Genomic DNA, 26,970 nt, shown 5'->3' with positions numbered 1-26,970 from the left:
ATTGCAAGGGGCGGTCGCATGGAATCGGTCGAGGACATCAAGGAATACGTGGCGCGCAACCGGGCGCGGCACGAACAGGAGCTGGCCGACTGGATCCGGGCGCCGAGCGTCAGTGCCACCGGGGAGGGCATGCCGGAGGCCGCCGAGCACGCCAAGGGACTCCTGGCCGCGAGCGGCCTCGCGCCGCGGCTCGTCGAGACGGGCGGGTGGCCGCTGGTGGCCGGCCACGCGCCGGGTCCCGAGGGCGGCCCGCACGTGGTGATCTACGGGCACTACGACGTGCAGCCCGCCGGCCCGCTCGAACAGTGGGACAGCCCGCCGTTCGAGGCCGCGATCCGCGACGGCCGGATGTACGGGCGCGGCACAGGCGACAACAAGGGGCAGCACTTCGCGCAGCTGCTCGCCGTGCGCGCGCTGCGCGCGAGCGAGAAGGGGCTGCCCTGCTCGGTGACGGTGCTGCTCGACGGTGAGGAGGAGATCGGCAGCCCCCATCTCGCCGCCACGCTCGCCGGGATGCGCGCGGACCTCGACGCGGACGTCGCGCTGTGGAGCGACGGGCCGGTTCACGACAGCTACGAGCCGACGGTGTTGCTCGGCGTGCGCGGTGTGGTGAGTTTCGAGATCACGGTCCAGGGCGCGGACACCGCGTTGCACTCGGGGAACTGGGGCAACGTCGCGGCCAACCCGGCCTGGGAGCTGGTGTGGCTGCTGTCGACGATGCGGGCACCCGATGGGCGCGTCCTCGTCGAGGGCTACGACGCCGGCACCACCGAGCTGACCACGGCCGAGCGCGCGGCACTCGACGCGCTGCCCGTGGCCCCGCAGGAGCTACTCGCCGGGGTCGGGCTCGACCGCATGGACGCGTGCGGCGACGCCGGGGTCAACGAGCGGCTGGCGCTGCCCACCTTCACCATCAACTCGCTCACCTGCCTGGACGATCAGGATCACCGGCCGGTGATCCCGTCGGTCGCGATCGCCCGCTGCGACATCCGGCTCGCCTGCGGCCAGCGGGCCGCCGCGGTCGCCGACGCGGTGCGCAGGCACGTGGCCGCCCGGCTCCCGCGCGCCGAGGTCGTCTTCAAGGCCATGATGGAGCCTTCGCGTACCCTGCCGGACGCGCCCTATGCTCAGGCGGTGCTCGACGGGGTGAGCGCCACGGCGGACAAGCCGGCGCTGTTCGCACCCGCGATGGGAGGCAGCCTGCCCATCGCGGGCATCACCGACGGGCTCGGAGTGCCCTGCTACGGCATTCCGCTGGCCAACGTCGACGAGCGCAACCACGCCCCGAACGAGAACTTCGAACTCACCCGGTTCCATGACGGCATCGTGACCGCGGCCGCGGTCCTGCGCAGCATCGGCGGTGCGATGTGAGCGGCATGTGGCGGCCCGTGGCCGCGGCATCGGCCGGCAACGCGCTGGAATGGCTCAGCTTCACCGCCTACACCCTTGCCGCCGGCACCATCGCGAAACAGTTCTTTCCCAGCCAGGAGCAGACGAGCTCACTGCTCCTGGCGTTCGGCACCGTCGCGCTCGCCTATGTCGTCCGCCCGGTCGGCGCGCTCGTGCTCGGCGCCTACGCCGACCGCGCCGGCCGGATGCCCGCGCTGATGGCCTCCATCCGCATCATGGTGCTCGCCACGCTGATCATCACCTTCCTGCCCGGCTACAGCACGATCGGTATCGCCGCGCCGATCGGCATGGTGCTGGCGATGCTGCTCCAAGGCTTCTCCGCAGGCGGAGAGTTCGGCAGCGCCACGGGCTATCTCGTCGAGCAGAACGCCAACCGGCGCGGCTTCATGGCCAGCTGGCAGGGCGCCAGCCAGTCCTTCGCCACGGTTCTGGCCACCCTGCTGCTCGCGATCACCAGCGGCACCCTGACCGACGCGCAGTTCGAGGCGTGGGGCTGGCGGATTCCCTTCGCGTTCGGGCTGCTGCTCGGCCCCGTCGGCTATTACATCCGCAAGAACCTCGGCGAGACACCGGAGTTCAGCCGGGCGCGCCACACCGAGCGGCCGAAGCAGCCCGTGGCACGGACACTGCGCTCGCACAAGGCCAGGATGGCGCTCTGCATCGGGATCCTCGCGGTGTCCACCGCCTACTCCTATCTGATCACCTACATGCCGACGTACGCCATCCGGCAATACGGCCTGCCTTCGTCGACCAGCTTCACCACGGTCATCATCACCGGCGGCATCATGGTGGTGATCGCGCCGCTCGCCGGCCACGTCTCCGACCTCATCGGCCGCACCAAGATGCTCACCATCGCGGCGGCGGGCATCGCCGTCTCCGGGATCCCGCTGTTCCTGCTCTTCCAGGCCGCGCCGAGTTTCGCCACGATGGCCATCGTCATGACGCTGATGGGGCTGATCAAACCCTGGTACACCGGGCCCCTCGCCGCCCGCATGGCCGAACTCTTCCCGACCACGGCCCGGGGAACCGGCCTGTCCATCAGTTACAACGTGGGTGCCATCCTCTTCGGCGGCCTCACACCGGTCGCCGTCACCTGGCTGCTCGCGACCCTCGGCACGCCCCTCGCACCGGCGTTCTGGCTCGTCGCACTCGCCGCGCTCTCGCTCGTCGCCGTGCTGGCCAGTAGCCGTTATGTCCACACGGCAAGCGAGACCGATCCGACGAGAGAGTACGAGAAGACGTGAGGGCTGCCGCCCTCAGGCGGGCAGGTCGGCCACGCGGGCCGCGACCGGGCCGAACAGGTCGCCGATCGTGGTCAGGGCGGCGGCGTGCAGGGTGTCGGCCGGGGTCGCCGCGCCGTCCGGGCCCGGCAGCGGCCGGGTCGCGCACGCCTCCGCCACCACCGTGGGCCGGTAGCCGAGGTTGAACGCGCCCTGGGCGGTGAACTGGACGCACATGTGGGTCATGAAACCCGCCAGCACCAGGTCCGGCCCTGCGTCCAGCCGCCGCAGCACCTCCAGCAGGTCGGTCTCGTGGAAGGAGTTCGGGAAGTGCTTCACCACGACCGGCTCGCCGTCCCGGGGTGCGACGCGGGAGTCGATCCGACCGATCTCGGCGTGGATGTCGTACGGGCTGCCCTCCCCGCCGTCGTTGACGACGTGCACCACGGGGATCCCGGCGGCCCGAGCACGCTCAAGCAGGCGGGCGCCGGCGTCGAGGGCGCGGTCGGCGTCCGGCAGCGCCATGACGCCGGTGCGGTAGGTGTTCTGAAAGTCGATCATGATCAGGGTGCTGGCCGACAGCGCCGGCAGCGCGCCGTCCAGGCCGATCACCTCGCGCAGAGTAATCGACACGGTCATCTCGTTCTCCTCGGAAATCGGAAATCGGGCATGCTGCTCCACCGGCCGGACCCGGCCGGGGGACAGGAAGGGGTCAGGCGGCGGTGCGGAACCGTCGCCGGTAGGCGGCCGGGGTGGTGCCGAGCCGCCGTCTGAACACTCGGTGCAGCGTCTCCACCGAGCCCAGGCCGCACGCGGCGGCGACCCGGTCGAGCGGCTCGTCGGTGCCCTCCAGCAACCGCCGCGCCGCCTCCACCCGCGCCGCCTCGACGTAGGCCGCCGGGGTGGTGCCGGTCTCCTTGCCGAAGACCCGGGTGAAGTGCCGTTCGCTGAGGCACATCCGCTCGGCCAGCGCCGCCGCCGACAGGTCAGCGGTCACGTTCGTGGTGATCCACGACCGCAGCTCGTCGATGTCACGGCGCTCGGCCGGGGCCTGCCACAGCGGGACGCTGAACTGGCTCTGCCCGCCCTGCCGCTTGAGGTACATCACCAGCTGCCGGGCGACCGCCAGGGCGAGTCGTTCCCCGTGGTCCTCGGCGACCAGGGCGAGCGCGAGATCCATGCACGCGCTGATGCCCGCGCCCGTCCACACCGTCCCCGACCGGACGTAGATCGGGTCGGGGTCCACGGTGACGTCGGGGTGGTCGGCGGCCAGCCGGTCGGCGGTGGCCCAGTGCGTGGTCGCCGTCCGTCCCGACAGCAGGCCCGCGGCGGCCAGCAGGTGCGCCCCGACGCACACCGAGGCGACCCGCCCGGCGTGCCGCGCGGTGCCGGCGATCCAGCCGACCAGGTCCGGATCGATCACGGGGGCGCCGTCGCCGTCCACCGCGCCCGGCACCACGAGGGTGTCCACCCGGTCGCCGACCTGGTCGAAGGTCAGGTCCGTGGCGAGCCGTACCCCCGCGCTGGTGCGCACCTGGCCACCGTCCGGCCCGGCCAGCAGCACCTGGTAGGGCGTCCGGCCGGACATCTCCCGGTTCGCCAGCGCGAACACCTCTGCCGGCCCGGTGACATCGAGGAGATCGACATCGGGGAACACGGCGATGACGACACGGTGCGAAGCGGGCATGCGCCTATTGTCGCCAACGCGACTCCATGACCGCCACGACGAGCTTCTGTCACATCCGGACACCAGGCGCGGCAATGGCCGTAGGAGCGCCGACGGTTACTTGACGGTCACGTGGGCGCCGAGGACTGCCATCCTCCCGTTGACCTGCGGATATGTAAACTCACACCAATACGGACCAATCACGCCGATTGAGCGCTCCATGAGGCCCACCGTTCCCAGATCCCCGATGGGCCAAGGGGCGGTGCACGGGCCGTCCGCTCCCGGCTGGGACGAAGGCGCGCCGGGCCACGGGCTGATCGGGGCGGGACGCGACGAGGTCGTGAGCGAACGGCGAACCGGCGCAGGCGGACCGGGGCATGCGATCGGCGAGTCATCCATGTGAGCTCCTGCCGGATGGCCGCGACCGGGGAGCGTGAGGTGAGGAACGATGAAGGAAGCCAGCACTCCCGGGGGTGACCGGCCGGATCCGCGCCCCGCATCGTCCTGGTCGGATGATCCCCTCGCAGCGTACACGGCGACCGCCGTGATCGATGATCATGGCGTCGTGACCGGTTGGAGCGCGGAGGCCCAGAGGTTGCTCGGCTATCACCCCGCTGACATCGTGGGACGGTCCGCGGCCGTCCTCCTCGCCGAGGACGTCGCCGCCGGGACGGTTCAGTCGTCCTTCGCGGAACTGCCGCGGTGGAACGGAAGCGTCACACTGCTACATCGGGACGGTCACCGGGTGAAGGTGGGGCTACTGGCGCATCACCGGACGGCGGACACCGGTGGCGGCGAGTGGTTCGTCGTGTCACCTGTCACGGCCGGGCCGCGGCCGCCCCAAGACGAAGTCCTGATGGAGTGGGCGTTCGGCCAGGGCCCGTGCGCCATGGCGATCTACGGCAGCGATCTACGTCTGCGGCGGGCGAACCGGGACATGCAGAGCGCGTTCAACCTCACAGAAGACGAGATGCGCGGGCTGCGGGTGTCGGAGATCGTGCTCGGCGCCCATCTCGAGGAAACCGAAGAGTGCATCCGCCGGGTGCTGGAGAACGGCGAACCACTACAAAGGGAGAACTTTTTCCGCACCCCCGGGAGGAGCCGCAAGCAGGCCTGGGCGGTTCGCCTCGCCCCACTCAGGAACCAAGGCGATCAGGTCGAGGCCGTGTGCCTGGCGGCGCACGACATGACCGAACAGTATTGGGCCCGGCAGCGTTTGCTGATGCTCAACGAGGCGGGCGCCCGGATCGGCGGCACACTCGAGGTCGCGCGCACCGCCCAGGAAATGGCGGACGTGGCCGTCCCCAAACTCGCGGACGCCGCCGACATCGCTCTGCTCACCTCACTGGACCAAGGCGCCGAGCCGCCCACCGGTTCACCGCCCGGTCCCATCACGCTGCGCCATGTCGCCCGGTCGGTCATCGACGACGGCCCCGCAGCCACTCTTAAGCCAGGACAGATCGCTACATACGCCGACGACTCCCCGCAGGCCGGCTGTCTGCGTTCAGGACGGCCCATCTTGTACGACACGCCTGGCGACTGGGCCCCCCACTCGATGGTGGTGCCGCTACGAGCCCGCGGCACCACGCTGGGGGTGGCCGTCTTCGCGCGCCATCGGCTCATGGAACCGTTCGATCAGGATGACCTGTTGCTGGCCGAGGAGATCACGGCAAGGGCGGCGATCTGTATCGACAATGCCTACCGTTACACCCGCGAGCGCGACACGGCCCTCACCTTGCAGCGCTGCCTGCTGCCACGACGACTGCCCCAGCAGGCCGCACTCGAGGTCGCTTCCCGCTACCTGCCCGCGGGAGCCCGGCCCGGCGTGGGCGGCGACTGGTTCGACGTCATCCCCCTCTCAGGAGCCCGCGTCGCCCTGGTCGTCGGCGACGTCGTCGGCCACGGTGTCCAGGCCTCCGCCACCATGGGCCGCCTGCGCACCGCGGTCCGAACCCTGGCCGACGTCGATCTGCCACCCGACGAACTGCTCATCCACCTGGACGACCTCGTCACCCACCTGGCCGCCGAAGCGGACGGCGCCGAGCAGCGCGACAGCGCGACCGAGGCCCCAGGAGAGATAGGAGCCACGTGTCTCTACGCCGTCTATGATCCCGTGGCGCGCCGTTGCCGCCTCTCCCGGGCCGGGCATCCACCGCCCGCCGTGGTGAGTCCTGGCGGCACGGTCGAATTCGTCGACCTTTCAGCCGAGCCGCCGCTCGGCATGGGCGGACTCGACTTCGAATGCACCGAGTTGGAACTGCAGGCGGGCAGCTTGCTCGTGCTCTACACCGACGGCCTCGTCAAAGGGCGTTACCGAGACATCGACGAGGGCCTCGATGTGCTGCGCAAGACCCTCGCCAGGCCCGATCAGTCGCTGGACGCCATGTGCGACAACGTGCTCGAGGCGCTGCTCCCCTCCCATCCTCCGGACGACGTCGCTCTGCTGATCGCCCGCACCCGCGCCCTGGACGCGTCCCAGGTCGCCACCTGGAATCTGCCTCCCAGCGCGCCCATCGTCGCCGAAGCGCGCAGGAACGCCTCCAGGCAGCTGGCTCTCTGGGGTCTCGATGAAGCGATCTTCACCACGGAACTGGTGGTCAGCGAACTGGTCACCAACGCGATCCGCTACGGTGACCCACCCATCCAACTCCGGCTGATCCACGACCGCGACCTGATCTGCGAGGTGTCCGACGCCAGCAGCACCGCGCCCCATCTTCGCCGCGCCCGCGTCTACGACGAAGGCGGGCGCGGTCTGCTCCTGGTCGCCCAGCTCACCCAACGCTGGGGCACGCGCCACACGGCCACCGGGAAGACCATCTGGGCCGTCCAAGCGCTGCCTGGAGACAGCGGTACGGGCACCTGACCCGGCACGCCTCACCCCCTCGACCGAGCGAGCGGCGGCCGTTCAGCGTGGACAGGGACGGGGGGCCGGGGTCAGGCGGCGAGCGGCTTCTCCTGTGAGTAGGAGCGGGACCAGACGATCAGGCCGTCCCGGACCCTGGCGATCATGACGATGCCGGTGACGAACCGGGCGCCGGTGGCGATCACCCGCCCGTGCAACCGGTACTCGGTGATGATGACCTCGGGGTCCGCCGTCTCATGGATGGTGACCTGGTCGATGCCGGTGAACTCCTCGACGTCCACTGCGGAGGCGAGGTGCGCGCGGAACGTCTCGCGCCCGACCTCGTGCGTGGGGACGCCCGGCGGCAGGAACGGCATTTCGAACAGGGCGTCCTCGGCGAACAGATCGGCCATCTTCTCTGTCGGGCCGGTGGCGGTGAGCGACAGCAGGTGTTCGACGACCGTGCGGGGTGAGGTGGCCGGCATCGGCATCTCCTTGGTGTCTTGATACGATAAGCGGGGCGCTCGCCCCGGTTAGGAATATACGGGGCGCTCGCCCCGTTTGTCGAGAGGATCCCAGCAGTGCGCGCCGACGCCCGCCGTAACCGGCAACGAATCCTCGACGTCGCTGGTGAGGCCTTCACCGTCGATGGCACCGGGGTCTCGCTCGACGAGATCGCCCGCCGGGCCGGCGTCGGAGCGGGCACCGTGCACCGTCACTTCCCCACCAAGGAGGCTCTCCTCGACGCCGTCGTCGCCGACCACCTCAAGCGACTCCACGACACCGCCGCCGAAGCCCTCACGGCCCAGGAGCCTGGCGCCGCGCTGTTCGGCTTCCTGCGTCACATGATCGAAACCGCGGGACCGAAGCAGGAGCTCACCCAGGTGCTCACCGAGTCCGGCGCGACGACCAGCGAAGAGACCGCGCAGGCCGCCGCCGGGCTCCGGGCCGCGTTCGACGCGCTGCTGTGCCGCGCCCAGCAGGCCGGTGCGGTGCGCGGGGACCTCGACGCGGTCGCCGTCCAAGCCGTCGTCGCCGGCGCCGTCGCCGCGGTGCGCCACAGCGCCCGGCCCGACGTCGGCGCCGTGATTCTCGAATGCCTACGCCCCTGAAGCCCCGACGGCGAACGGCGGGCTGCCGATGGCCGCAGCCGGAGCGGTCCTGTTCCCTGCCCCTGCTCCACCGTGGCGCCGCGGCTGATCGCTAACGGCACACGTCCCGGTAGGGGACCTCGGGGAGGTACGTCCGCCAGTCCTGCTCCGACAGGGTGTGGCCCACGCGCGCGCACACCTGGGCCGCGATCCGTTCCGGGGCCACCGGGTACTCGTGCACGCCCCCGGCCTCGTCGGCCGCGTACAACGTCGAGCCGTCGGGGGTGAAGGCCAGGCTCAGGATCGCGCTCCCGTACAGGTTGATCGCGGGACCGAGACGGCGTCCGGCGGCGACGTCCCAGAGCTGGACGGTCCCTCCGTCTCCAGCGGTGGCGAGCAGGCGCCCGTCGGGGGAGAAGGACATGGCGCCGATCGACTCCTGAGCGCCGTCAGGACCGGCGGGCGGAGCGTCGGGCCGCGGGTGCTCCAGAGCATGATCCTGCCGAGGTCGTCGCTCACCGCCATCAGCCGGCCGTCCGGTGCGAACGCCACAGCCTCGGTCGACATGTCGTCCTCGGGGGACACGGCGAAATTGGCGCCGGACGGCGCCCCGGAGGCCGTGTCGAAGAACCGGGCGAGGTAGCTGCTGAGGGGGGCGAAGTAGCGCCCGTCCGGAGAGAAGACGAACCCGCTGGGGACCGCGGTCAGGCGCACCGACCTGCGCACCTTGCCGCTCCGAAGGTCCCACAGCCGCATCTGGATCTGGTTCTCGTCGCTTCCCCGTTCGATCACGAACCGGGTCGTCACGGCCGCGAGGGTGCCGCCGTCGGGGCTCAGCGCCGCCGCCTCCGCCTTCCACTTGCGGTTCAGGGAAACGGTGCGGATCACCTTGCGGGAGGCGAGGTCCCACAGCTTGTAGACCCACATGCCGTCGCCGGTGAGCAGAAGGCGTCCGTCGCGGCTGAACAGCGGCGGCTGGTCGGGGGTGGCGTCGGGGGCGAGACCCGACCCCGGCAGGGGACCGCCGAGGAACGCGCGCCGGTGGACGTCCCACAGGCGCACCGGCCCTCCCTCGCCGGCCCGGACGGCCAGCAGGCGCCCGTCGGGGCTCAGTGTCGCCGCGGTCGCCTTCGTGGGAAGCCCGCCGCCGGTGAGGCGCAGGCCGAGGTCCAGGGTGATGACCGACTGGTCGCTCAGATATCTCAGCGACCGCCCGTCGGTGTCGAAGCGGACGTCCGACACCCGCCCGTCGAGCTTGTAGTCCAGCAGCAGGTGGTGGTCGGCGACCCGCCAGACCCGGATCCGGGTGTCGGCGTACGACGCCAGCAGCCGTCCGTCCGGGCTGTACCGCACCTCGGCCATGGTCTGCAGATCCAGGCCGGAGGACATACCGGTCTCCCATTTCCCCCCGCGGCGCCGGGCCGTCGCCATGTCGACGAAGGTGATCGTCTCCTCGCCCACGCAGGCGAGCGTGCGGCCGTCCGGGCTGAAGGCCAGGGCGACGAGCTGGCCGGAACAGGACCTGCGGAAACGGGTGTCCTCGGTTCCGCCGGGAAGCCGCCAGACGTGGATCCCCGATTCGCCCGCCGACATCGTCGCCGCGAGCCGCCCGGAGGAGGCGACGCTCCCGGGTCCGAGCCCCCACTCGTCCCGCCCGTAGGTGCGGCCGCTGTCGATGTTCCACAGCCACAGGCCCTGGCCCTGGTGCATCACGAGGGTCGCGTCGTCGTCGCCGAACTCCAGGGTCTGCGGCAGGACCGACGGGCGGTCGGCGGGCTTGGCGGGATCGTTCGCGAACGGGTCGTACTCGCGCCTGCGCGTCCCCGTGCGGGTGTCCCACACGACGACCTTCGTGCTGAACGCCACCGCGAGGTAGCGGCCGGTCGGGCTCAGCGACACGCTCTGCACGAGCTCGTCGGCGCCGACGCCGAGGTGGCCCCAGCCGCCGGTCCTCCTGCCGCTGCGCAGGTCGTACAGGCGCACGCCGTCGGTGCTGACGCCGGCCAGCAGGCGGCCGTCGCGGCTGAGCGCCCGGCGGCTCACGCCCGAGGCCTGGGTGTCATGGAACGCGGTGGTCTCGGGCTGGTAGAGGGACGCCGTCAGGGCGGAGCGGGTGTCGGCGCCGGGGGCGAGGCGCCAGCCGGCGACGGTCAGCAGCATCGCCGTGCCCGGGTCGGTCGTGCGCAGCGTGCCGGCGAGGGAGGACACCTGCCGTCCGGTCGCCTGGTCGCGCTGCTCGGCGATCCGCCCGTTCTGGTACACCGACAGGCCGCCGCCGGCGACGGCGAGGACGAGCAGCACCGCCAGGACCAGCGTGAACAGCCTGCGCCGGTTGGCGCGTCGCCTGACCAGGGCCGATCCCGCGTCCAGGTACTCGCGTTCGAGGGCGTTCAGGGCGATGTGCCGGCGGCCCGCGGCGGCCCAGCCGAGGGCGGCGTCGAGCCGGGCGCCCTGCGGCAGGTCGGCGTCCTTGCGGCCGTCCCTGCGCCAGCGGCGCGCGGCGGCGGCGAGCTCGACGTGGGCGCGCAGCCCGCCGTGCTCCTCGTCGGCCCAGGCGCGCAGGCGGGGCCAGGCCCGCAGCAGGGCCGGACGGGCCAGCGTGATCACGCCGTCCGCCCCGGCCAGCAGGCCGGCCTGCGCGAAGGCCGCGAGCGCGCGTTCGACGGCGTTTCCCTCCTCCGGCGGGCGGCCCTCCAGCAGCTCCTCGCGGTTCACCCGGCGGGTGCTCTCGTCGCCGTGCTCGTCGACCGCGACCATCCGCAGCAGCAGGTCCGGCACGACGGCCTGCGCGGCCGGGTCGAGCCGGCCGTACACCTCCTCGGCGAACACCCCGAGGCCCGGCTCGCGGTCGCCGTCCCGGCCCATCAGCCCGGCCTCGGCGCTGCCCAGGGCCAGCAGGTCGCCCTGGAAGCCGCGGAGCCCGCTGACCAGGGCCATGAGCAGCTCACGTGCCTCGGGACGCGTCGCCGGGTCCTTGCGCAGTGCCGCGCCCACCAGCGGGCGCAGTGACCCGGGCAGCACGGTCAGGTCGGGGTCGGAGGACAGGACGCGGTGCATGACCCCGCCCAGGCTCTCCGCCTCGAACGGGTCGACGCCGGTGGCGGCGAACAGCACGATGCCGCCCCAGGCGAAGACGTCGGCGGCCGTGCCGGCGCGCTGCCCGGTGAACACCTCCGGCGCCATGTAGGTGGGCGTGCCGGCCACCAGGCCGCTGGCGGTCAGGGACATCTCCAGCGTCCGCGCCACGCCGAAGTCGATCACCCGTGGCCCGTCCGGGCCGAGCAGCACGTTGTCCGGCTTCAGGTCACGGTGGATCACCCCGGCGTCGTGGATCGCGGCCAGCGCGGTCGCCACCCCCGTCGCCAGCCTGTGCAGATCGTCCCCGCCGAACCGGCGGCCCTCCTGCCGGACGGCGCGGCGCAGGCTCGGCCCCTCCACGTACTCGCTCACGATGTACGGCTGGTCGCCGTCCAGCCGGGCGTCGATCACCCCTGCCGTGCAGAACGACGCGACCCGCCGCGCCGCCGTCGCCTCCCGCCCGAACCGGCCGCGCAGTTCCTGGTCACGCGCCGCCTCCCCGTGCAGCACCTTGATCGCGACCCGGCGGCCTCCGGGGTCGTACGCCTCGTACACCACCCCCTGCCCGCCCGCTCCCAGCCGACCGGCCAGCCAGTACTCGCCCAGCCGCTCCGGGTCCTCCGGCAGCAACGCCGCCGCCAGCGCCATACGCAGATCCCGCCTCTCTCGGAACACCTGTTAGATGCCGGCGGGCGGCCGGAGGTTCGCCCCTTCAGACGCCGGAGGCCTTGAGGTAGGCGGGGAGGTCGCCCAGGGCGAAGCCCCGGCGCTTGATCTTGTCCAGGAGGATGCGGAAGTCCCTGGCCAGGTGGGGGCGGAAGTGCAGGAGCAGGATGTCGCCGGGGTGCAGCTTCTTGTCGGGCGTCTGGTAGGCGATCTTCCCGCCGGGCTGCACGGTCGCCGTCCACAGCAGGACGGCCGACAGGTCGCAGTCCTTCACCGCCTGCAGGGTGGCGGGGTTGTAGTTGCCGAACGGCGGGCGGAACAGCGTCGGACGACGCCCGATCTCCTTGGTGATCACCTTGGCCGATCCGCAGATCTCGGCCTTCTGCGCCGCCGGCCCCAGGTGCCACAGGTTCGGGTGGGTGAGTGTGTGGGCCTCGATGGGCACCCCGAGGTCACGCAGGCCCTGGAAGTACGACCACTTGCCCGCCCCGACGTACTTGCCGCCGGCCGCGGTGGGGTCGGGCACGCCCCTGGCCTCGACCGCGTCCCGCATGGCGAACACCATGATCGGGACGGCCCGGTCCTTGACCAGCTGGACGAAGCCGGGGTCCTGCTCCCAGCCGTCGTCGATGGTGAGGAAGACGACCTTCCGCTTGGTCGCGATGGAGGAGATGACGGGCGGCATCCCGTTCGCGGGCTTACGGATTGGCGTGACCTCCCCCGGCTGGGGCATCGCGGCCACGGGCTCACCCGGGTTCCCGTGGGAGCGCGGTCGCGTCCGGCCCGGGGACGTGTGGTGGGAACCGTCACCAGATGTGGAGGGCTTGCCTCCCGAAGTCTTGGGCGGCGTGGTGGGGCCGCATGCCGCGCTCATCGCCACCAGCGCCACCCCGAACGCCCCCGCGAAGACCTTCCGCCCCCAGATCATGGTCAGCAATCTTGCCAAAGGAATGATCCGTTGCCGAACAAACCACGGATCCCACGCAAAACATTACAAAGGGTCGCCACCCACGGTGACCGGGGCGGAGCGGCGGGGGTGGGGTCAGAGGTGGTCGGCGGGGACGGTGAGGTGGTCGGTGTCGGACTGTTCGGCGAGGAGGCGGCGGGCCATGGCCGTGACGTCCTCCTTGCTGAGGCTCGCCCCCATCGAGGTCGCCTCGTCGTACTCCTCCGGGGACAGCATCGCGCGCACGGCCGCGACGTTGCGCGGGCCGTCCAGGGGGTCCATCAGCTGGGGGGAGTACCCCACCCGGGATCCGATGGCGTTGACCGCGCCGAGCAGGACGCCGCCCTCTATCGCCCGGCCGGCCATGCCGAGGGCGCCCGCCAGCACGTGCGCGCCCGCGAGCCAGGAGGTCACGTCCTCGGTGCGGCCGAGGTACACCACCAGGCGCGCCGCCTGCTGGATGGCCCGCTCGACCTCGCCGAGGTCCATGGCGACCTTCACGCCGATCCACACCGAGGAGCAGTACGCCCAGTCGTGCCCGCACGCCTTGGCGATGTCGGCGGCCTGCAGGAGCTGGCCGGCGGCCAGGGCGGGATCCCCGGCGACCCGGGTGACCTGCCCGCGGACCATCATCAGCTCGGCCTCGATCCACGGCAGCCCCGCGGCCTGCACGTGGTTCCATCCCTCGGCCATCGCGAGTTTGGCCTGCCCCGGGTTGCCGCTGAGCTGGAGGAAGTACGCGCGGTAGGGCAGGGCCCGGGCCATGACCTCGATGTCGCCGGAGGCCTCGGCCTGCGTCAGCGCGATCTCGACGTCGTCGTTGCCGCCGATCGGGTCCCCGGCCAGGTAACGCAGCAGGGCCCGGCCGATCAGCGCCTGGCCCCGTCCCGGGTGCTCGGCGGGGACCGCGTCGAGGGCCTTGCCGAGCCACCCGATGCCCTCGTGGACGTGGGCGGCGCGGTACCAGTACCACGACAGGGCGGTGGAGATCCGCAGCGCCGCCTCCCCGTCGCCGGTGGCCAGGGCCCGGGTGAGCGCGGCGCGCATGTTCGCCTGCTCGTGGCGCAGCCTGCGCATCCACAGCTCGCCGTCGAACGTCCGCAGCCGCCGGCCCGCGGTCTCGGCCAGCTCGACCGCCCAGCCGAGGTGGCGCTGCTCCCAGAGGGAACGCTCCTCGGCGGACAGCGCGCGCAGGGCGTACTGCCGGATCGTCTCCAGCATGCGGTAGCGGCGCGGCGTGCGGGCGCCGTCGACGGTGATCAGGGACTTGGAGACGAGCCCGGTCAGCCCGAGCAGCACGGGGGAGCGGTCGGACACGCGCTCGGCCGCCTCCAGGTCGAACCCTCCCTCGAAGAGGCTGAAGCAGCCGAGAAGCCGCCTTTCGGCCGGGGTGAGCAGGCGTGCGCTCGACTCGATGGCCGCCTCGAGGCTGCGGTGGCGGGCCGGAGCGGTGCGGGAGCCGCCGGAGAGGAGGGTGAAGCGGTCGTGCAGCCCTTCGTCGATCTGCTCCAGCGACAGCACGCGGGTCTGGGCGGCGGCCAGTTCGATCGCCAGGGGCAGGCCGTCGAGCTCGGCGCAGATGCGGGAGATCAGCTCGCGCTCGCCGTGGTTGGGACGCCAGTCGGGCCGCAGGGCGCGGGAGCGTTCCACGAACAGTTCGACGGCGTCACCCTCGGGGTCCAGCGGAGGCAGGTCCCAGGTGGCCTCGCCGGCGATCGCCAGCGGCTCCCTGCTGGTGGCCAGCAGCCGCAGTCCGGGGCAGCGCGACAGCAGGGTCTCGGCCAGTCCCGCCACGGCGTCCACCAGGTGCTCGCAGTTGTCGAGGACGAGCAGCATGCGACGCTCGCCGATCGACGTGGCGAGCTCGCCGGCGTCCTTGGCGAGAGAGGTGCCGATGGCCGTGCCGATGGCGGTCGACAGGAGGGCCTCGTCGGTGATGTCGGCGAGCAGGGCGAGCCAGGGGCCCTCGCTGCCGGCCTGGCCCAGGTGGTCCCGGGCGACCTCCAGCGCCGTGCGGGTCTTGCCGCTGCCGCCGGGCCCGGTGATGGTCACCAGCCGGTGCGCGGCGAGGAGCTGCTTGACGGTGCCGATGGCGGCGTCGCGGCCGATGAGCGGGGTCAGCGGGGTCGGGAGCTGGGGACGGGACGGTTCCGGCTGGGCGGGAGCCTCGGTGAGCTTGGCGCTCTCCTGACGGGGTTTCCATTCCAGCGCGGGGTCCTGCTGGAGTACGGCGCTCTCCATCGCGCGGAGAGACGGGCCGGGGTCGACGCCGAGCTCGTCGATGAGCCGTTCCCGCGCGGTGCGCAGGGCGGCGAGCGCGTCGCCCTGGCGGCCGGCGCGGTACAGGGCGAGGGCCAGCAGCTCCCAGGAACGTTCGGCGAGCGGGTGCTCGCGGACCAGCGACTCGAGCTGGCCGACCGCGGCGACCGCCTCGCCCAGGCCGAGCCGGGCCGCGGCGTGGTCCTGGCGGGCGGCGAGGCGGGCGTTCTCCAGCCGGGCGATCTCGGCCGTGGCGACGTCGGTGTCGCCGAGGTCGACGTACGCGGGGCCGCGCCACAGGCCGAGCGCGGCCGACAGGTCGGCGGCGGCCGCGGCGGGGTCCTCCTCCAGCAGGCGGGAGCCGCGTTCGGCGAGGGCGGCGAACCGCTCGGCGTCCACCGACTCGGGCCGCACGCGCAGCACGTATCCGGGGCCCTGACGGTCGAGGATGCCGGTGGACGCCCGGGCGGGACGGTGTGGTTCGAGCACTTTGCGGAGCTTGGTGATGTACGAATAGAGGCTCGACATGACGCTGCCGGGGGCCTCGTCGCCCCAGACCGCCTCGACGATGCGGTCGACCGTGACGACCTTGCCCTGGGCTATCAGCAGCGTCGCGACCAGCGCCTTGACGCGCGCTCCGCCGAGATCGAGTGCCTGCCCGTCACGGGTCACCGAGAGCGGGCCCAGAACAGAGAAGTCGAGTTGTACCGTTCCAGCACTCACAGATGATCCCGTTCCCTGCGCCTCTGTCCTCCGCACGCTGCGGAACATTTGGCTAGTTATAGCCGGATTTTACGGAAAGGCGAAGTGTGCTCACGAATTGAAACCGACTTGCGATGTGGCGGGTGGCCGGTGGCGCCACGAACGATTCCGTCGTCCGGGGAGCACATCGCGAGCGATTTCGTGGTGTTGTTCCAGTTCGCAGCCGTTACGGGATGGATTGCGGCCCGGCCGGATCGCCGATGCTGAGGTAGCCCCACATGTGGGGGTTTATGGCCCAATGTCGACCCTTGACAGGGTGGCTGTGCGAAGCGCACGCTGTTGCGTATAGCGATGCTCGTTCCGTCCTACGAAACTGGGGTATGTCGCGATGATCCCTGCGTGCCCCCTCGCAGCCCTTCCCCGGGGCGAGGCCTTCCGGCTCGACGCCGAACCGCCCATCGCCGTCTTCCACACCGACGACGGCGAGATCTATGCCATCGACGACACCTGCACCCACCAGGACGCCTCGCTCGCCGACGGGTGGCTCGAGGGGTGCGAGGTGGAATGCCCGCTGCACGCCTCCCGCTTCGACCTGCGCACCGGGAAGGTGGACGCGCCGCCCGCCAAGCTGCCCGTCCGCACCCACCAGGTGGTCGTCGAGGACGGCACCGTTTACGTGATCCCGTCGCAGGACGCGCCCAACCTGCCGCCCGGCGCCCCTGCGGGGACGGAGTGAGGTCGGTCGCCGTCGTCGGCGCGTCGCTGGCGGGCCTGTCCGCCGCGCGTGCGCTGCGCGCCCAGGGGTACGACGGCCCGCTGACGATCATCGGAGCCGAGCGGCACCGGCCCTACGACCGGCCGCCGCTCTCCAAGGACTTCCTCGCCGGCCGGATCGGCGAGGCCGACCTGGCGCTGGAGGCCGAAGGGGAGGACCTCGCGGCCGAGTGGCGCCTCGGGGTCACCGCGATCGGGCTCGACCCGCGCGACCGCCGCGTGCTGCTGGACGACGGCACCTCGGTACGGGCCGACGGGATCGTCGTCGCCACCGGCGCCGCCGCCCGCTCGCTGCCCGGCACCGACGGCCTCGCCGGCGTCCACACCCTGCGCACCCTGGACGACGCCCGGGCCCTCCGCGCCGAGCTGACCGGGGGACGCCGCCTGGTGGTGATCGGCGCGGGCTTCGTCGGCGCGGAGGTCGCCTCCACCGCCCGCGGGCTCGGCCTGGAGGTCACGGTCGTCGAGGCCGCCCCCGCCCCGCTCGCCCTGGCGCTCGGGGCCGAGATGGGCGCGGTGATCGCGTCCCTGCACGGTGACCACGGGGTCCGGCTGCTGTGCGGCACCGGCGTGCGGGCCCTCACCGGGAACGGCCGCGTCGACGGCGTGCTGCTGGAGGACGGCCGGAGGCTGCCCGCCGACGTCGTGCTCGCCGGCATCGGCGCCCGGCCCACCACCGCGTGGCTGGAGGGATCGGGCGTCGAGATCGGCCCGGGCGGGGTGCTCTGCGACGCCGCGGGCGCCACGGCCCTGCCCGGCGTGGTCGCCGTCGGCGACTGCTGCACCTGGTTCGAGCCGGCCCTCGGGCGGCACCACCGCGTCGAGCACTGGACGCCCGCGCTCCAGCGCGCCGCCACGGCCGCGGCCACGCTGCTGTCCGGCGGGACGGCCGCCCCGCCTCCCGCCAGGGCGCCGTACTTCTGGTCGGACCAGTACGACGTGAAGATCCAGTTCGCCGGCCACGCCGGCCCTGACTGCACCGTCACCGTGGAGGAGGGCGACCTGGCCTCCCGGAGCTTCCTCGCCGTCTACCGGCGGGAGGGGCAGGCGGTCGCCGTGCTCGGCGTGAACCAGGTCCGGCAGTTCACCCGCTGGCGCCGTCGCCTCGACGTCGTCACCACCGCGTAGTCGTCCCGGAGGAGAAGGATCACATGGCGCACGAAGTGCGTGGAGTCGTCGCGAAGGGCAAGGGCGAGCCGGTCGGCGTGGAGACGATCATCGTCCCCGACCCCGGGCCCGGCGAGGCCCTGGTGCGCGTGCAGGCCTGCGGGGTCTGCCACACCGACCTGCACTACCGGGAGGGCGGCATCTCCGGCGACTTCCCCTTCCTGCTCGGGCACGAGGCGGCCGGCGTCGTCGAGGCCGTCGGCGAGGGGGTGACCGACGTCGCCCCGGGCGACTTCGTCGTCCTCAACTGGCGCGCGGTGTGCGGCTCCTGCCGCGCCTGCCTGCGCGGCCGTCCGCAGTACTGCTTCGCCACCCACAACGCCAGGCAGAAGATGACGCTGGCCGACGGCACCGAGCTGTCACCCGCGCTCGGCATCGGCGCCTTCGCCGAGAAGACCCTGGTGGCCGCCGGGCAGTGCACCAAGGTCGACCCCGCGGCCTCGCCCGCCGCGGCCGGGCTGCTCGGCTGCGGGGTGATGGCCGGCTTCGGCGCGGCCGTCAACACCGGAGGGGTGAGCCGCGGGGACACCGTCGCCGTGATCGGCTGCGGCGGCGTCGGCAACGCGGCGATCGCGGGCGCGAACCTGGCCGGAGCCATCAAGATCATCGCGGTGGACGTGGACGAGCGGAAGCTGGAGGGCGCCCGCCGCTTCGGGGCCACCCACACCGTCGACGCCCGCCGCGGCGACCCCGTCGAGGCGATCCGTGAACTCACCGGCGGGTTCGGCGCCGACGTCGTGGTGGACGCGGTGGGCAGGCCCGAGACGTTCGAGCAGGCCTTCTACGCCCGCGACCTCGCCGGCACGGCCGTGCTCGTCGGCGTCCCCACCCCGGAGATGACCCTGAAGCTGCCGCTGCTGGACGTCTTCGGCCGCGGCGGCGCGCTCAGGTCGAGCTGGTACGGCGACTGCCTGCCCAGCCGCGACTTCCCGATGCTCGTGTCCCTCTATCTGCAGGGGCGGTTCGACCTCGACGCTTTCGTCAGCGAGACAATCGGGTTGGACGAGGTCGAGAAGGCCTTCGAGAAGATGCACCGCGGTGAGGTGCTGCGTTCGGTGGTCGTCCTGTGAGGCGCGCCGGACACATCGTGACCTCGGATACGGCCGAGGCGCCCCGGACAGACGACCGGACCCGCCGTCAGGCGGCCCCGGCCCGCAGTGAATGAAGGAGGTCCCGTGAGTACGAGAAGCCTGCCCCCGAGCGTCATTTCCACCCTTCCCGGCCACTACTACACCGACGAGAGCATCTTCGCGCTGGAGCAGGCGCACATCTTCGAGTCGATGTGGTTCTGCGTGGCCCGGGCGTCCGACCTGGCCAAGCCCGGGGCGTTCAAGACCGTGACCGTGGGACGCGAGAGCGTGATCGTCAGCCGCGCCCGCGACAATTCCATCCGCGCCTTCCTCAACGTGTGCCGCCACCGGGGCGCCCGGCTGTGCACCGAGGAGTCCGGCGAGGTCAAGCGGGCCTTCCAGTGCCCCTACCACGCCTGGACCTACGACCTGGAGGGCAAGCTGATCGCCGCGCCCAACCTGACCAAGATGCCCGACATCGACCGCGTGCAGTACGGGCTGGTCAAGGTGCACGTGCGCGAGTGGCTCGGCTACGTGTGGGTGTGCCTGGCCGACGAGCCGCCGTCGTTCGAGGACGACGTGCTCGGCGAGGTGCGCACCCGGCTCGGCGACCTGGAGTCGATCGAGCACTACGACGTGGAGAATCTCTCGGTGGGCCGCCGCATCGTCTACGACGTGAAGGCCAACTGGAAGCTGATCGTCGAGAACTTCATGGAGTGCTACCACTGCGCCACGATCCACCCGGAGCTGACCGAGGTGCTGCCGGAGTTCGCCGACGGCTACGCCGCGCAGTACTACGTGGGGCACGGCGCGGAGTTCGGCGAGGAGATCCAGGGCTTCACCGTCGACGGCTCGGAGGGGGTCGACCGCATCCCGACGGTGAGCGACGACCAGGACCGCCGCTACTACGCCATCACGATCAAGCCGCAGGTGTTCGTGAACCTGGTGCCCGACCATGTCATCATCCACCGGATGTTCCCTCTGGCGGCCGATCGTACGATCGTGGAGTGCGACTGGCTGTTCTTGAGGGACGTCGTCGACTCCGGCAAGGATCTCGGCCGCTCGGTCGAGCTGTTCCACCGGGTCAACGAGCAGGACTTCGACGCCTGCGAGAGGTGCCAGCCCGCGATGAGCTCCAGGGCGTACGCCGAGGGCGGCGTCCTGGTGCCGAGCGAGCACCACATCGGGGCGTTCCACGACTGGGTGCTCGGCAAACTGAAGACCGCGTCCGCCTAGCGGCGCGCACTCGCCCCGCGAGCGGAGCGAGCAAAATCAACAGGGAGGCAGGGTGGCCAGGAAGGCTCCTCGGCGGGACACCGGCGACGACGGCCTGGAGGTGGGGCCGCCCAAGGTGTGGGCGGCGGGTGTGCCCGGGGTCGCCCACTCCCTGATGACGTCGTACGCCCAGATGGGCGTGCGGCGCACGTTCCTGACCCTGGCGCGCGTCAACCAGAAGGACGGCTTCGACTGCCCGGGCTGCGCCTGGCCCGAGGGTGATCACCGCAGCCCGGCGGAGTTCTGCGAGAACGGCGCCAAGGCGGTGGCCGAGGAGGCCACCGTCCGGCGCGTGACGCCCGGGTTCTTCGCCGAGCACACCGTGGACGAGCTGGCCCGGCGCAGCGACTACTGGCTGGGCCAGCAGGGCAGGCTCACCGAGCCGATGCACAAGGCGGCGGGCTCCGACCGCTACGAGCCGGTGACCTGGAAGGACGCCTTCTCGATCATCGCCGGCCACCTGCGCGGGCTCGCGAGCCCCGACGAGGCCGTGTTCTACACCTCCGGCCGCACCTCCAACGAGGCGGCGTTCGTCTACCAGTTGCTGGTGCGCCGTTTCGGCACCAACAACCTGCCCGACTGCTCCAACATGTGCCACGAGTCGAGCGGTTCGGCGCTGAACCAGACGCTCGGCATCGGCAAGGGCACGGTGTCGCTGGACGACCTCCACCGGGCCGACCTGATCTTCGTGGTGGGGCAGAACCCCGGCACCAACCACCCGCGCATGCTGTCGGCCCTGGAGCGGGCCAAGCGGAACGGCGCCCGCGTCGTCGCCGTGAACCCCCTGCCCGAGGCGGGGCTGCTGCGCTTCAAGAACCCCCAGCGGGCTTCGGGGCTGGTCGGGCGGGGCACCACCCTGGCCGACCGCTTCCTGCAGATCCGTCTCAACGGCGACCTCGCGCTGTTCCAGGCCATGAACCGGCTGCTGCTGGAGGCCGAGGACACCGCGCCCGGCACCGTGCTCGACCGGGGGTTCGTCGAGGAGCACACCCACGGCTTCGACGAGTGGGAGAAGCACGTCCGCTCACTGGACTGGGCCGACGTCGACGAGGCCACCGGCCTGCCGCGCGCGGAGGTGGAGGCGGCCGTCCGCGACGTGCTCGCGGCGAAGTCGGTGATCGTCTGCTGGGCGATGGGCCTCACCCAGCACAAGAACTCCGTCGCCACGATCCGGGAGGTCGTCAACTTCCTGCTGCTGCGCGGCAACGTCGGCCGGCCGGGGGCCGGGGTGTGCCCGGTGCGGGGGCACTCCAACGTCCAGGGCGACCGCACGATGGGCATCTACGAGAAGCCGGCTCCGGCCTTCCTCGACGCCCTCGGCGAGGAGTTCGGCTTCGAGCCGCCCCGCCATCACGGGACCGACACCGTGGAGGCCATCCGGAGGCTGCGCGACGGCGAGGCCAAGGTGTTCTTCGCGATGGGCGGCAACTTCATCGCCGCCACCCCGGACACGGCCGTCACCGAGGCGGCGATGCGCCGGGCGCGGCTGACCGTGCAGGTCTCCACCAAGCTCAACCGGTCCCACGCCGTGTGCGGCGAGGAGGCGCTGATCTTGCCCACGCTCGGCCGTACGGAGCAGGACCGCGACCGGTTCGTCACGGTCGAGGACTCCATGGGCATGGTGCACGCCTCGCGGGGCCGGATGCGGCCCGCCTCGCTCCACCTGCTGCCGGAGGTCGCGATCGTGTGCCGTCTGGCGCGCGAGCTGTTCGGCCCGGACGACGGCATCCCGTGGGAGGAGTTCGAGGACGACTACGACGCGATCCGTGACCGCATCGAGCGCGTGGTGCCGGGGTTCGCCGACTTCAACGCCCGCGCCCGCAGGCCGGGGGGCTTCGCGCTGCCGAACGCCCCGCGCGACGAGCGGCGCTTCCCCACCGCGACGGGCAGGGCCAACTTCACCGTGAACGCCCTTGAGGTGCTGCGCGTCCCCGAGGGGCGTCTGCTGCTGCAGACCGTCCGCAGCCACGACCAGTTCAACACCACGATCTACGGGCTCGACGACCGTTACCGGGGTGTGCGGAACGGAAGGCGGGTGGTCTTCGTCAACCCCGACGACCTCGCCGAGCGGGGCTTCGCCGACGGCGAGATCGTCGACCTGGTGGGGGAGTGGCCCGACGGTGAGCGCAGGGCGGAGGGGTTCCGCGTCATCGCCTTCCCGACCGCGCGGGGCTGCTGCGCGGCGTACTTCCCGGAGACGAACGTGCTGGTGCCGCTCGACTCGGTGGCCGAGACCTCCGGCACCCCGACGTCCAAGAGCGTCGTGGTGCGGCTCAGCCGGCGTACCCCAGACGGCGGCTGATGTCGTTCGCCCCGGCCAGCAGGCGGGGGGCGAGTTCGCGCATGCGCAGCTCGCTGAAGCGGTAGGCCGGGCCGGAGGCGCTGACGGCGGCCACCACCTCGCCGTCGTAGGCGCGGACGGGGGCCGCCATGGCGTTCAGCCCGATCTCGTACTCCTCCAGGGTGATGGCATACCCCGTCTCCCGCGCCGTGCGCAGCTGTTCCTCCAGCGTCTCCATCGAGGTGATGGTGTTGGGGGTGAAGCTCGGCAGGCCGGCGGCGGCGATCAGCTCCCGGCGGTGCCGCTCGTCGAGGTGGGCGAGCAGCACCTTGCCGCTGGAGGTGGCGTGCAGCGGGGTGAGCTGGCCCACCCAGTTGTACGTCGTGACGGCGGACGGGCCGCGCACCTGGTCGAGGTTGACGGCGAAGTGCGAGCGGACGACGGCGATGTTGACGGTCTCGCCGATCTCCTCGGCCAGCCGGCGGCAGACCGGCCGGCCCTGCTGGGTGAGGTCGAGGCGCGCGGTCACCCCGCCGGCGAGGCGGACGATGCCGAAGCCGAGGCGGTACTTGCCGCGGTCCTCGGCCTGCTCCACCAGGCCCCGTCCCTCCAGGGCCGCCAGCAGCCGGAAGACGGTGGACTTGTGCACCCCGATCTGGGCCGCGATCTCGCTCACTCCCGCCTCGCCACGCTGGGAGAGGATGTCCAGGATGCTGATGGCGCGGTCGACCGACTGCACGCCGCCGTTGCCTTCGGGGCGGGCGTCGACAGAGTCGTTCTCCATAGCGGGACTGTAAGCGCTATTAGAAACACGTGCCAACGTGCGACAAATCTTGGTTGCGAATAGTGCAACTCTTTGCGCCATTCGATACAGTTGAGACCTGTTACCCCCTGCTTGCGAGTCGAGGCAGCCATGTACGACTTCGTCATTGTCGGGGGCGGATCGGCCGGGAGCGCACTGGCGAACCGGCTGTCCGCCGACCCCTCCAACCGGGTGCTGGTTCTGGAGGCCGGCCGCTCGGACTTCCCCTGGGACGTCTTCATCCACATGCCGGCCGCGCTTCCCTTCCCGATCGGCAGCCGGTTCTACGACTGGAAGTACGAGTCGGAGCCCGAGCCGCACATGCACGGTCGCCGCATCTACCACGCGCGCGGCAAGGTGCTCGGGGGCTCCAGCAGCATCAACGGGATGATCTTCCAGCGCGGCAACCCGATGGACTACGAGCGCTGGGGCGCCGACCCCGGCATGGAGACGTGGGACTTCGCGCACTGCCTGCCGTACTTCAAGCGCATGGAGAACTGCCTGGCCGCCGAGCCGGACGACGTCATGCGGGGCAAGGACGGCCCCCTGGTCCTCGAACGCGGCCCGGCGGCCGGCCCGCTGTTCACGGCCTTCTTCGACGCCGTGCGGCAGGCCGGCTACCCGCTGACCGACGACGTCAACGGGTACCGCCAGGAGGGGTTCGCCCGCTTCGACCGCAACATCCACAAGGGGCGGCGGCTGTCGGCCGCCCGCGCCTACCTCCACCCGGTCAAGCACCGGCCCAACCTGGAGATCAGGACGCGGGCCTTCGTCACCAGGATCCTCTTCGAGGGCGGGCGCGCCGTCGGGGTGGAGTACAACGGCCACACCGTCCGCGCGGGCGAGGTGATCCTGTGCGGCGGCGCGATCAACTCGCCGCAGCTGCTCCAGATCTCCGGCGTCGGGAACGCCGGCGAGCTGTCCGCCCTCGGCGTCCGGCCCGTGCACGACCTGCCGGGCGTCGGGGAGAACCTCCAGGACCACCTGGAGGTCTACATCCAGTACGCCTGCAAGCAGCCGGTGACGATGCAGCCGGCGATGAAGTGGGTCAACCGGCCGTGGATCGGCGCGCAGTGGCTGTTCGCCCGCAAGGGGCCCGGCGCGACCAACCACTTCGAGGCCGGCGGATTCACCCGGAGCAACGAGGACGTCGACTACCCCAACCTGATGTTCCACTTCCTGCCGATCGCCGTGCGCTACGACGGCTCCTCCCCGGCGGGCGGGCACGGTTACCAGGTGCACATCGGGCCGATGTACTCCGACGCACGCGGGAGCGTGAAGATCAAGAGCGCCGACCCGCGGGTCCACCCGGCGCTGCGGTTCAACTACCTGTCGACCGACCAGGACCGCCGCGAGTGGGTGGAGGCGGTCCGCGTCGCCCGTGACATCCTCAACCAGCCCGCACTGGAGCCCTTCAACGCGGGGGAGCTGTCGCCGGGGCCGTCGGTGGAGACCGACGAGGAGATCCTCGACTGGGTGGCCAGGGACGGCGAGACGGCTCTGCACCCCTCCTGCACCAACAAGATGGGCGTGGACCCGCTGTCGGTGGTGGATCCGCTGTCCATGCGCGTCCACGGCTTGGAGGGGCTGCGCGTGGTGGACGCCTCGGTCATGCCGTACGTCACCAACGGCAACATCTACGCCCCGGTGATGATGGTCGCGGAGAAGGCGGCCGACCTCATCCTCGGCAACACCCCGCTCCCGGCGGAGCACACCGAGTTCTACCGCCACCACAAGAGCCCCAGCCACTGAGCCGAGCCCCGGGCGGTCACCCGGGGCCGCCGTCGCTGCCGGCCGCCGGCCAGGAGGCAGGCCTAGGCCGTGCCGGCGTCGCCGGCGAAGTGCGGCAGGACCATCTCGGTCAGGGCGGTGACGTCGGCGTCGGCCATCGGCTCGCCGGTCATGCCCATCCGGTGGAGCAGGGTGCCGACGACGACGTCGATGAGGAACAGGATCCGGTTCTCCGGCTCACCGAGCGCGTCCTGGAGCGCGAGCCGGTAGGGGTCCTGCAGCCGCGCGGACAGGACCTGGCGCAGGGCCGGGTCGCTGACGGCGTCACTGAACACGCCGGCGAAGGCGTCGCCCACGCCGGGCTCGCCGATCTTCGCCGCGATCCAGCGGATGGCCGAGGAGATCAGCTCGGCTCTGCCGGTGCCCTCCAGCGGCACCGGGCCGAACGCGTCGAGGAGGCAGTCCACGATCAGCGCGCCCTTGGACGGCCAGCGACGGTAGATCGTCGTCTTGGCGACGCCGGCCGCGGCGGCGATGCGGTCGACGGTGGCACGCGCGTAGCCGAGTTCGTGGACCGTGCTCAGCGTCGCGGCGAAGACCACGGCGTTGACGCCGGTGCGCGGGCGGCCGGGAGGTCGGGCGGATGTGGGCGCTGGGGTCATGCCCCACACGATAGCCGGTTACGCTACTGTAGGTATCGATACCTGTCGTAGCGAAACCGCCCGCCGGCCGCCCCCGACGACCAAGGAGCCCGCACATGCCCTTCCTTCCCCCCGTCCCCGCCCCGGCCGACCCGCTGGTGGCCGATCTGGTGACGCTCGCCCGCGTACCGTCCGCGGTGCCGCTCGGCGCGGACACCCTGATCGAACCGGACCACCCGACGCTCCGGCACTACGTTCAGGAGTGCCTGCGGCCGATGTTCCGGAATCTCGGGGCCGCCGACATCATCGACCTGCCCCGCAACCAGTTCGCGGTCCGGCTCGGCGACGGCGCCGGGCCCTGCCTGGCGCTCATGGCCTACACCCCGACGCAGCACCACAACCTGATGACCGAACCCTGGTCGGGACGCATCCGCACGCCCGTCGAGCTCGGTGTCGACGAGCCCTGCCTGTTCGGCCAGGGGGTCACCCAGAACAAGACCCACCAGGCGTGTCTCCTGGACCTCGCCCGGTGGGTCCTCACCGAACAGGTGCGACTGGGCGGGACGCTGCTGCTCTGCGTCAACAACGAGGGACGCAGCAGCCACGACTGCTCGGAGGCGATCCTCGACGGCCTCCCGTGCACGCCGGACCTTCTCATCCAGCTCTTTCCCACCGGATTCGAGGTGTCGGTCGGCAACCGGGGCCGCGTCGACGTGCTCATCGACATCCAGGGGACGTCGGCCCACTCCTCGTCCCCGCCGGCCGACGGGCGGGTCATCGAGACGGCCGCCGACATCGTCCGGCGACTCGGGGAACTCGACGCCGTGGTGCGGACCCGCTCGCACCCGGAACTGGGGCACGAGCAGGTCGTCCCGTACCAGGTGCGGTACGAGCCGCTCGCGCCGCACACCCTCCCGGCCGCGGCGCGGATCACGGTGGACCGGCGGCTGCTGCCCGGCAGCGACCCGGCCGCGGCCGCCGACGAGATCCGAGCGGCCCTCGACGGGGTGGGACCCGGCTGCCGGGTCCGCGTCCGGCCGGGCGTCACGATGCTCCCGGCCTACCTTCCACCCGAGCGCCGGGACGTTCTCGACGCCTTGGCCACCTCGATTCGCACGCACCTGGGCGAACCCCGCTACACCGTCTACGGCGGCAGCTTCGACGCGGGCGGCCCGGCCTCCCGGGGGATCCCCACCGTGATGTTCGGCGTACCGGAAGAGGGCGACCTCCTCGGGGACGACTACGTCCGCCTGTCCGCGGTACGCCGGCAGGCCGCCATCCTCCGTGACACCGTCACCCACTTCTTCCAGAGGCCTGCTTCCTCCACGGGAGGTGTCTGACGCCGGCCG

Annotated in this window: 19 protein-coding genes and 1 pseudogene; 11 read left to right on the top strand and 9 right to left on the bottom strand. The window is 71.8% G+C overall.

Going from position 1 to position 26,970, the window contains the following annotated elements; translation table 11 throughout:
- Nucleotides 1-18: 18 nt before the first annotated feature.
- Together KIK05_RS39705 and KIK05_RS39700 are read left to right on the top strand one after the other, a co-directional pair.
- Complete coding sequence (locus KIK05_RS39705) at nt 19-1,371, top strand: M20/M25/M40 family metallo-hydrolase (protein ID WP_214416044.1); 1,353 nt, start codon at nt 19-21, stop codon at nt 1,369-1,371.
- Nucleotides 1,372-1,388: 17 nt separating this feature from the next.
- Nucleotides 1,389-2,654 carry an MFS transporter gene (locus tag KIK05_RS39700; protein WP_214416043.1) on the top strand — a complete coding sequence of 422 codons (1,266 nt, stop codon included), beginning with the start codon at nt 1,389-1,391 and terminating at the stop codon, nt 2,652-2,654.
- Nucleotides 2,655-2,666: 12 nt separating this feature from the next.
- Here the strand turns inward: KIK05_RS39700 and KIK05_RS39695 are convergent, their stop codons facing one another.
- Both KIK05_RS39695 and KIK05_RS39690 read right to left on the bottom strand, forming a co-directional pair.
- Nucleotides 2,667-3,269, bottom strand: coding sequence for a cysteine hydrolase family protein (locus tag KIK05_RS39695; protein WP_214416042.1), 603 nt, complete (start codon nt 3,267-3,269; stop codon nt 2,667-2,669).
- A 73-nt stretch (nt 3,270-3,342) separates the two neighbouring features.
- Nucleotides 3,343-4,317 (bottom strand): GlxA family transcriptional regulator, encoded by a 975-nt coding sequence (locus KIK05_RS39690; protein WP_214416041.1) that lies wholly within the window; start codon nt 4,315-4,317, stop codon nt 3,343-3,345.
- A gap of 427 nt (nt 4,318-4,744) precedes the next feature.
- Between KIK05_RS39690 and KIK05_RS39685 the strand changes: the two genes are divergently transcribed.
- The gene (locus tag KIK05_RS39685; protein ID WP_308250315.1) at nt 4,745-7,159 is read left to right on the top strand and encodes an ATP-binding SpoIIE family protein phosphatase; all 2,415 of its coding nucleotides are present in this window, start codon (nt 4,745-4,747) and stop codon (nt 7,157-7,159) included.
- 71 nt (nt 7,160-7,230) lie between these two features.
- Here KIK05_RS39685 and KIK05_RS39680 read toward each other — a convergent pair whose 3' ends face one another.
- Complete coding sequence (locus KIK05_RS39680) at nt 7,231-7,623, bottom strand: nuclear transport factor 2 family protein (protein WP_214416039.1); 393 nt, start codon at nt 7,621-7,623, stop codon at nt 7,231-7,233.
- Between the two features lie 96 nt (nt 7,624-7,719).
- Here KIK05_RS39680 and KIK05_RS39675 point away from each other — a divergent pair, with 96 nt between their 5' ends.
- Nucleotides 7,720-8,250: a TetR/AcrR family transcriptional regulator gene (locus tag KIK05_RS39675; RefSeq protein WP_214416038.1), complete on the top strand. Its 531-nt coding sequence runs from the start codon at nt 7,720-7,722 to the stop codon at nt 8,248-8,250.
- Nucleotides 8,251-8,341: 91 nt separating this feature from the next.
- Here KIK05_RS39675 and KIK05_RS49600 read toward each other — a convergent pair whose 3' ends face one another.
- The 4 genes and pseudogenes from KIK05_RS49600 to KIK05_RS39660 all read right to left on the bottom strand — a co-directional run bounded on the left by KIK05_RS49600 (nt 8,342) and on the right by KIK05_RS39660 (nt 15,901).
- Complete coding sequence (locus KIK05_RS49600; RefSeq protein WP_372455651.1) at nt 8,342-8,653, bottom strand: WD40 repeat domain-containing protein; 312 nt, start codon at nt 8,651-8,653, stop codon at nt 8,342-8,344.
- Nucleotides 8,654-10,707: 2,054 nt separating this feature from the next.
- A pseudogene (locus KIK05_RS49595) lies at nt 10,708-11,955 on the bottom strand (serine/threonine-protein kinase); the annotation flags it as partial.
- Between the two features lie 64 nt (nt 11,956-12,019).
- Nucleotides 12,020-12,901, bottom strand: coding sequence for a polysaccharide deacetylase family protein (locus KIK05_RS39665; RefSeq protein WP_250564217.1), 882 nt, complete (start codon nt 12,899-12,901; stop codon nt 12,020-12,022).
- 114 nt (nt 12,902-13,015) lie between these two features.
- Complete coding sequence (locus tag KIK05_RS39660) at nt 13,016-15,901, bottom strand: AfsR/SARP family transcriptional regulator (RefSeq protein WP_214416036.1); 2,886 nt, start codon at nt 15,899-15,901, stop codon at nt 13,016-13,018.
- A 367-nt stretch (nt 15,902-16,268) separates the two neighbouring features.
- Between KIK05_RS39660 and KIK05_RS39655 the strand changes: the two genes are divergently transcribed.
- The 5 genes from KIK05_RS39655 (at nt 16,269) to KIK05_RS39635 (ending at nt 22,468) form a co-directional block, all read left to right on the top strand.
- On the top strand, nt 16,269-16,616 hold the full coding sequence (locus KIK05_RS39655) for a bifunctional 3-phenylpropionate/cinnamic acid dioxygenase ferredoxin subunit (RefSeq protein WP_214416035.1): 348 nt from the start codon (nt 16,269-16,271) through the stop codon (nt 16,614-16,616).
- A complete protein-coding gene (locus tag KIK05_RS39650) occupies nt 16,613-17,782 on the top strand; it encodes an NAD(P)/FAD-dependent oxidoreductase (protein WP_214416034.1) in 1,170 nt (389 codons plus the stop codon). Before KIK05_RS39655 ends, KIK05_RS39650 begins: the two co-directional genes overlap by 4 nt.
- Before the next feature lie 23 nt (nt 17,783-17,805).
- Nucleotides 17,806-18,891, top strand: coding sequence for an S-(hydroxymethyl)mycothiol dehydrogenase (locus KIK05_RS39645; RefSeq protein ID WP_214416033.1), 1,086 nt, complete (start codon nt 17,806-17,808; stop codon nt 18,889-18,891).
- Nucleotides 18,892-18,996: 105 nt separating this feature from the next.
- Nucleotides 18,997-20,127 (top strand): aromatic ring-hydroxylating oxygenase subunit alpha, encoded by a 1,131-nt coding sequence (locus KIK05_RS39640; protein ID WP_308250314.1) that lies wholly within the window; start codon nt 18,997-18,999, stop codon nt 20,125-20,127.
- Nucleotides 20,128-20,179: 52 nt separating this feature from the next.
- Nucleotides 20,180-22,468 (top strand): FdhF/YdeP family oxidoreductase, encoded by a 2,289-nt coding sequence (locus tag KIK05_RS39635; protein WP_214416031.1) that lies wholly within the window; start codon nt 20,180-20,182, stop codon nt 22,466-22,468.
- Here KIK05_RS39635 and KIK05_RS39630 read toward each other — a convergent pair.
- Nucleotides 22,440-23,231, bottom strand: a complete 792-nt coding sequence (locus tag KIK05_RS39630; protein WP_214416030.1) for an IclR family transcriptional regulator — start codon at nt 23,229-23,231, stop codon at nt 22,440-22,442. The two genes, KIK05_RS39635 and KIK05_RS39630, sit on opposite strands and share 29 nt — an antisense overlap.
- 129 nt (nt 23,232-23,360) lie before the next feature.
- Here KIK05_RS39630 and betA point away from each other — a divergent pair, with 129 nt between their 5' ends.
- Entirely contained in the window at nt 23,361-25,001 is a 1,641-nt protein-coding gene (gene betA, locus KIK05_RS39625) for a choline dehydrogenase (RefSeq protein WP_214416029.1), read from the top strand.
- A gap of 62 nt (nt 25,002-25,063) precedes the next feature.
- Here betA and KIK05_RS39620 read toward each other — a convergent pair whose 3' ends face one another.
- Nucleotides 25,064-25,642, bottom strand: a complete 579-nt coding sequence (locus KIK05_RS39620) for a TetR/AcrR family transcriptional regulator (RefSeq protein WP_214416028.1) — start codon at nt 25,640-25,642, stop codon at nt 25,064-25,066.
- Between the two features lie 95 nt (nt 25,643-25,737).
- Here KIK05_RS39620 and KIK05_RS39615 point away from each other — a divergent pair, with 95 nt between their 5' ends.
- Nucleotides 25,738-26,961, top strand: coding sequence for a M20 family metallopeptidase (locus KIK05_RS39615; RefSeq protein WP_214416027.1), 1,224 nt, complete (start codon nt 25,738-25,740; stop codon nt 26,959-26,961).
- The last annotated feature ends 9 nt before the right edge of the window (nt 26,962-26,970 follow it).

It is taken from the genome of Sphaerisporangium fuscum (assembly GCF_018531465.1).
Classification (GTDB): Bacteria; Actinomycetota; Actinomycetes; order Streptosporangiales; family Streptosporangiaceae; genus Sphaerisporangium; species Sphaerisporangium fuscum.
Note: the sequence above shows the minus strand (reverse complement) of the source record. Positions and strands in the feature narration are given on the sequence as shown.

Coding starts and splice junctions, on each gene's coding strand:
- KIK05_RS39705 (WP_214416044.1), top strand. CDS start 19: ATGGAATCGGTCGAGGACATCAAGGAATACGTGGCGCGCAACCGGGCG.
- KIK05_RS39680 (WP_214416039.1), bottom strand. CDS start 7,623: ATGCCGGCCACCTCACCCCGCACGGTCGTCGAACACCTGCTGTCGCTC.
- KIK05_RS39690 (WP_214416041.1), bottom strand. CDS start 4,317: ATGCCCGCTTCGCACCGTGTCGTCATCGCCGTGTTCCCCGATGTCGAT.
- KIK05_RS39620 (WP_214416028.1), bottom strand. CDS start 25,642: ATGACCCCAGCGCCCACATCCGCCCGACCTCCCGGCCGCCCGCGCACC.
- betA (WP_214416029.1), top strand. CDS start 23,361: ATGTACGACTTCGTCATTGTCGGGGGCGGATCGGCCGGGAGCGCACTG.
- KIK05_RS39630 (WP_214416030.1), bottom strand. CDS start 23,231: ATGGAGAACGACTCTGTCGACGCCCGCCCCGAAGGCAACGGCGGCGTG.
- KIK05_RS39645 (WP_214416033.1), top strand. CDS start 17,806: ATGGCGCACGAAGTGCGTGGAGTCGTCGCGAAGGGCAAGGGCGAGCCG.
- KIK05_RS39695 (WP_214416042.1), bottom strand. CDS start 3,269: ATGACCGTGTCGATTACTCTGCGCGAGGTGATCGGCCTGGACGGCGCG.
- KIK05_RS39665 (WP_250564217.1), bottom strand. CDS start 12,901: ATGATCTGGGGGCGGAAGGTCTTCGCGGGGGCGTTCGGGGTGGCGCTG.
- KIK05_RS39615 (WP_214416027.1), top strand. CDS start 25,738: ATGCCCTTCCTTCCCCCCGTCCCCGCCCCGGCCGACCCGCTGGTGGCC.
- KIK05_RS49600 (WP_372455651.1), bottom strand. CDS start 8,653: ATGTCCTTCTCCCCCGACGGGCGCCTGCTCGCCACCGCTGGAGACGGA.
- KIK05_RS39655 (WP_214416035.1), top strand. CDS start 16,269: ATGATCCCTGCGTGCCCCCTCGCAGCCCTTCCCCGGGGCGAGGCCTTC.
- KIK05_RS39685 (WP_308250315.1), top strand. CDS start 4,745: ATGAAGGAAGCCAGCACTCCCGGGGGTGACCGGCCGGATCCGCGCCCC.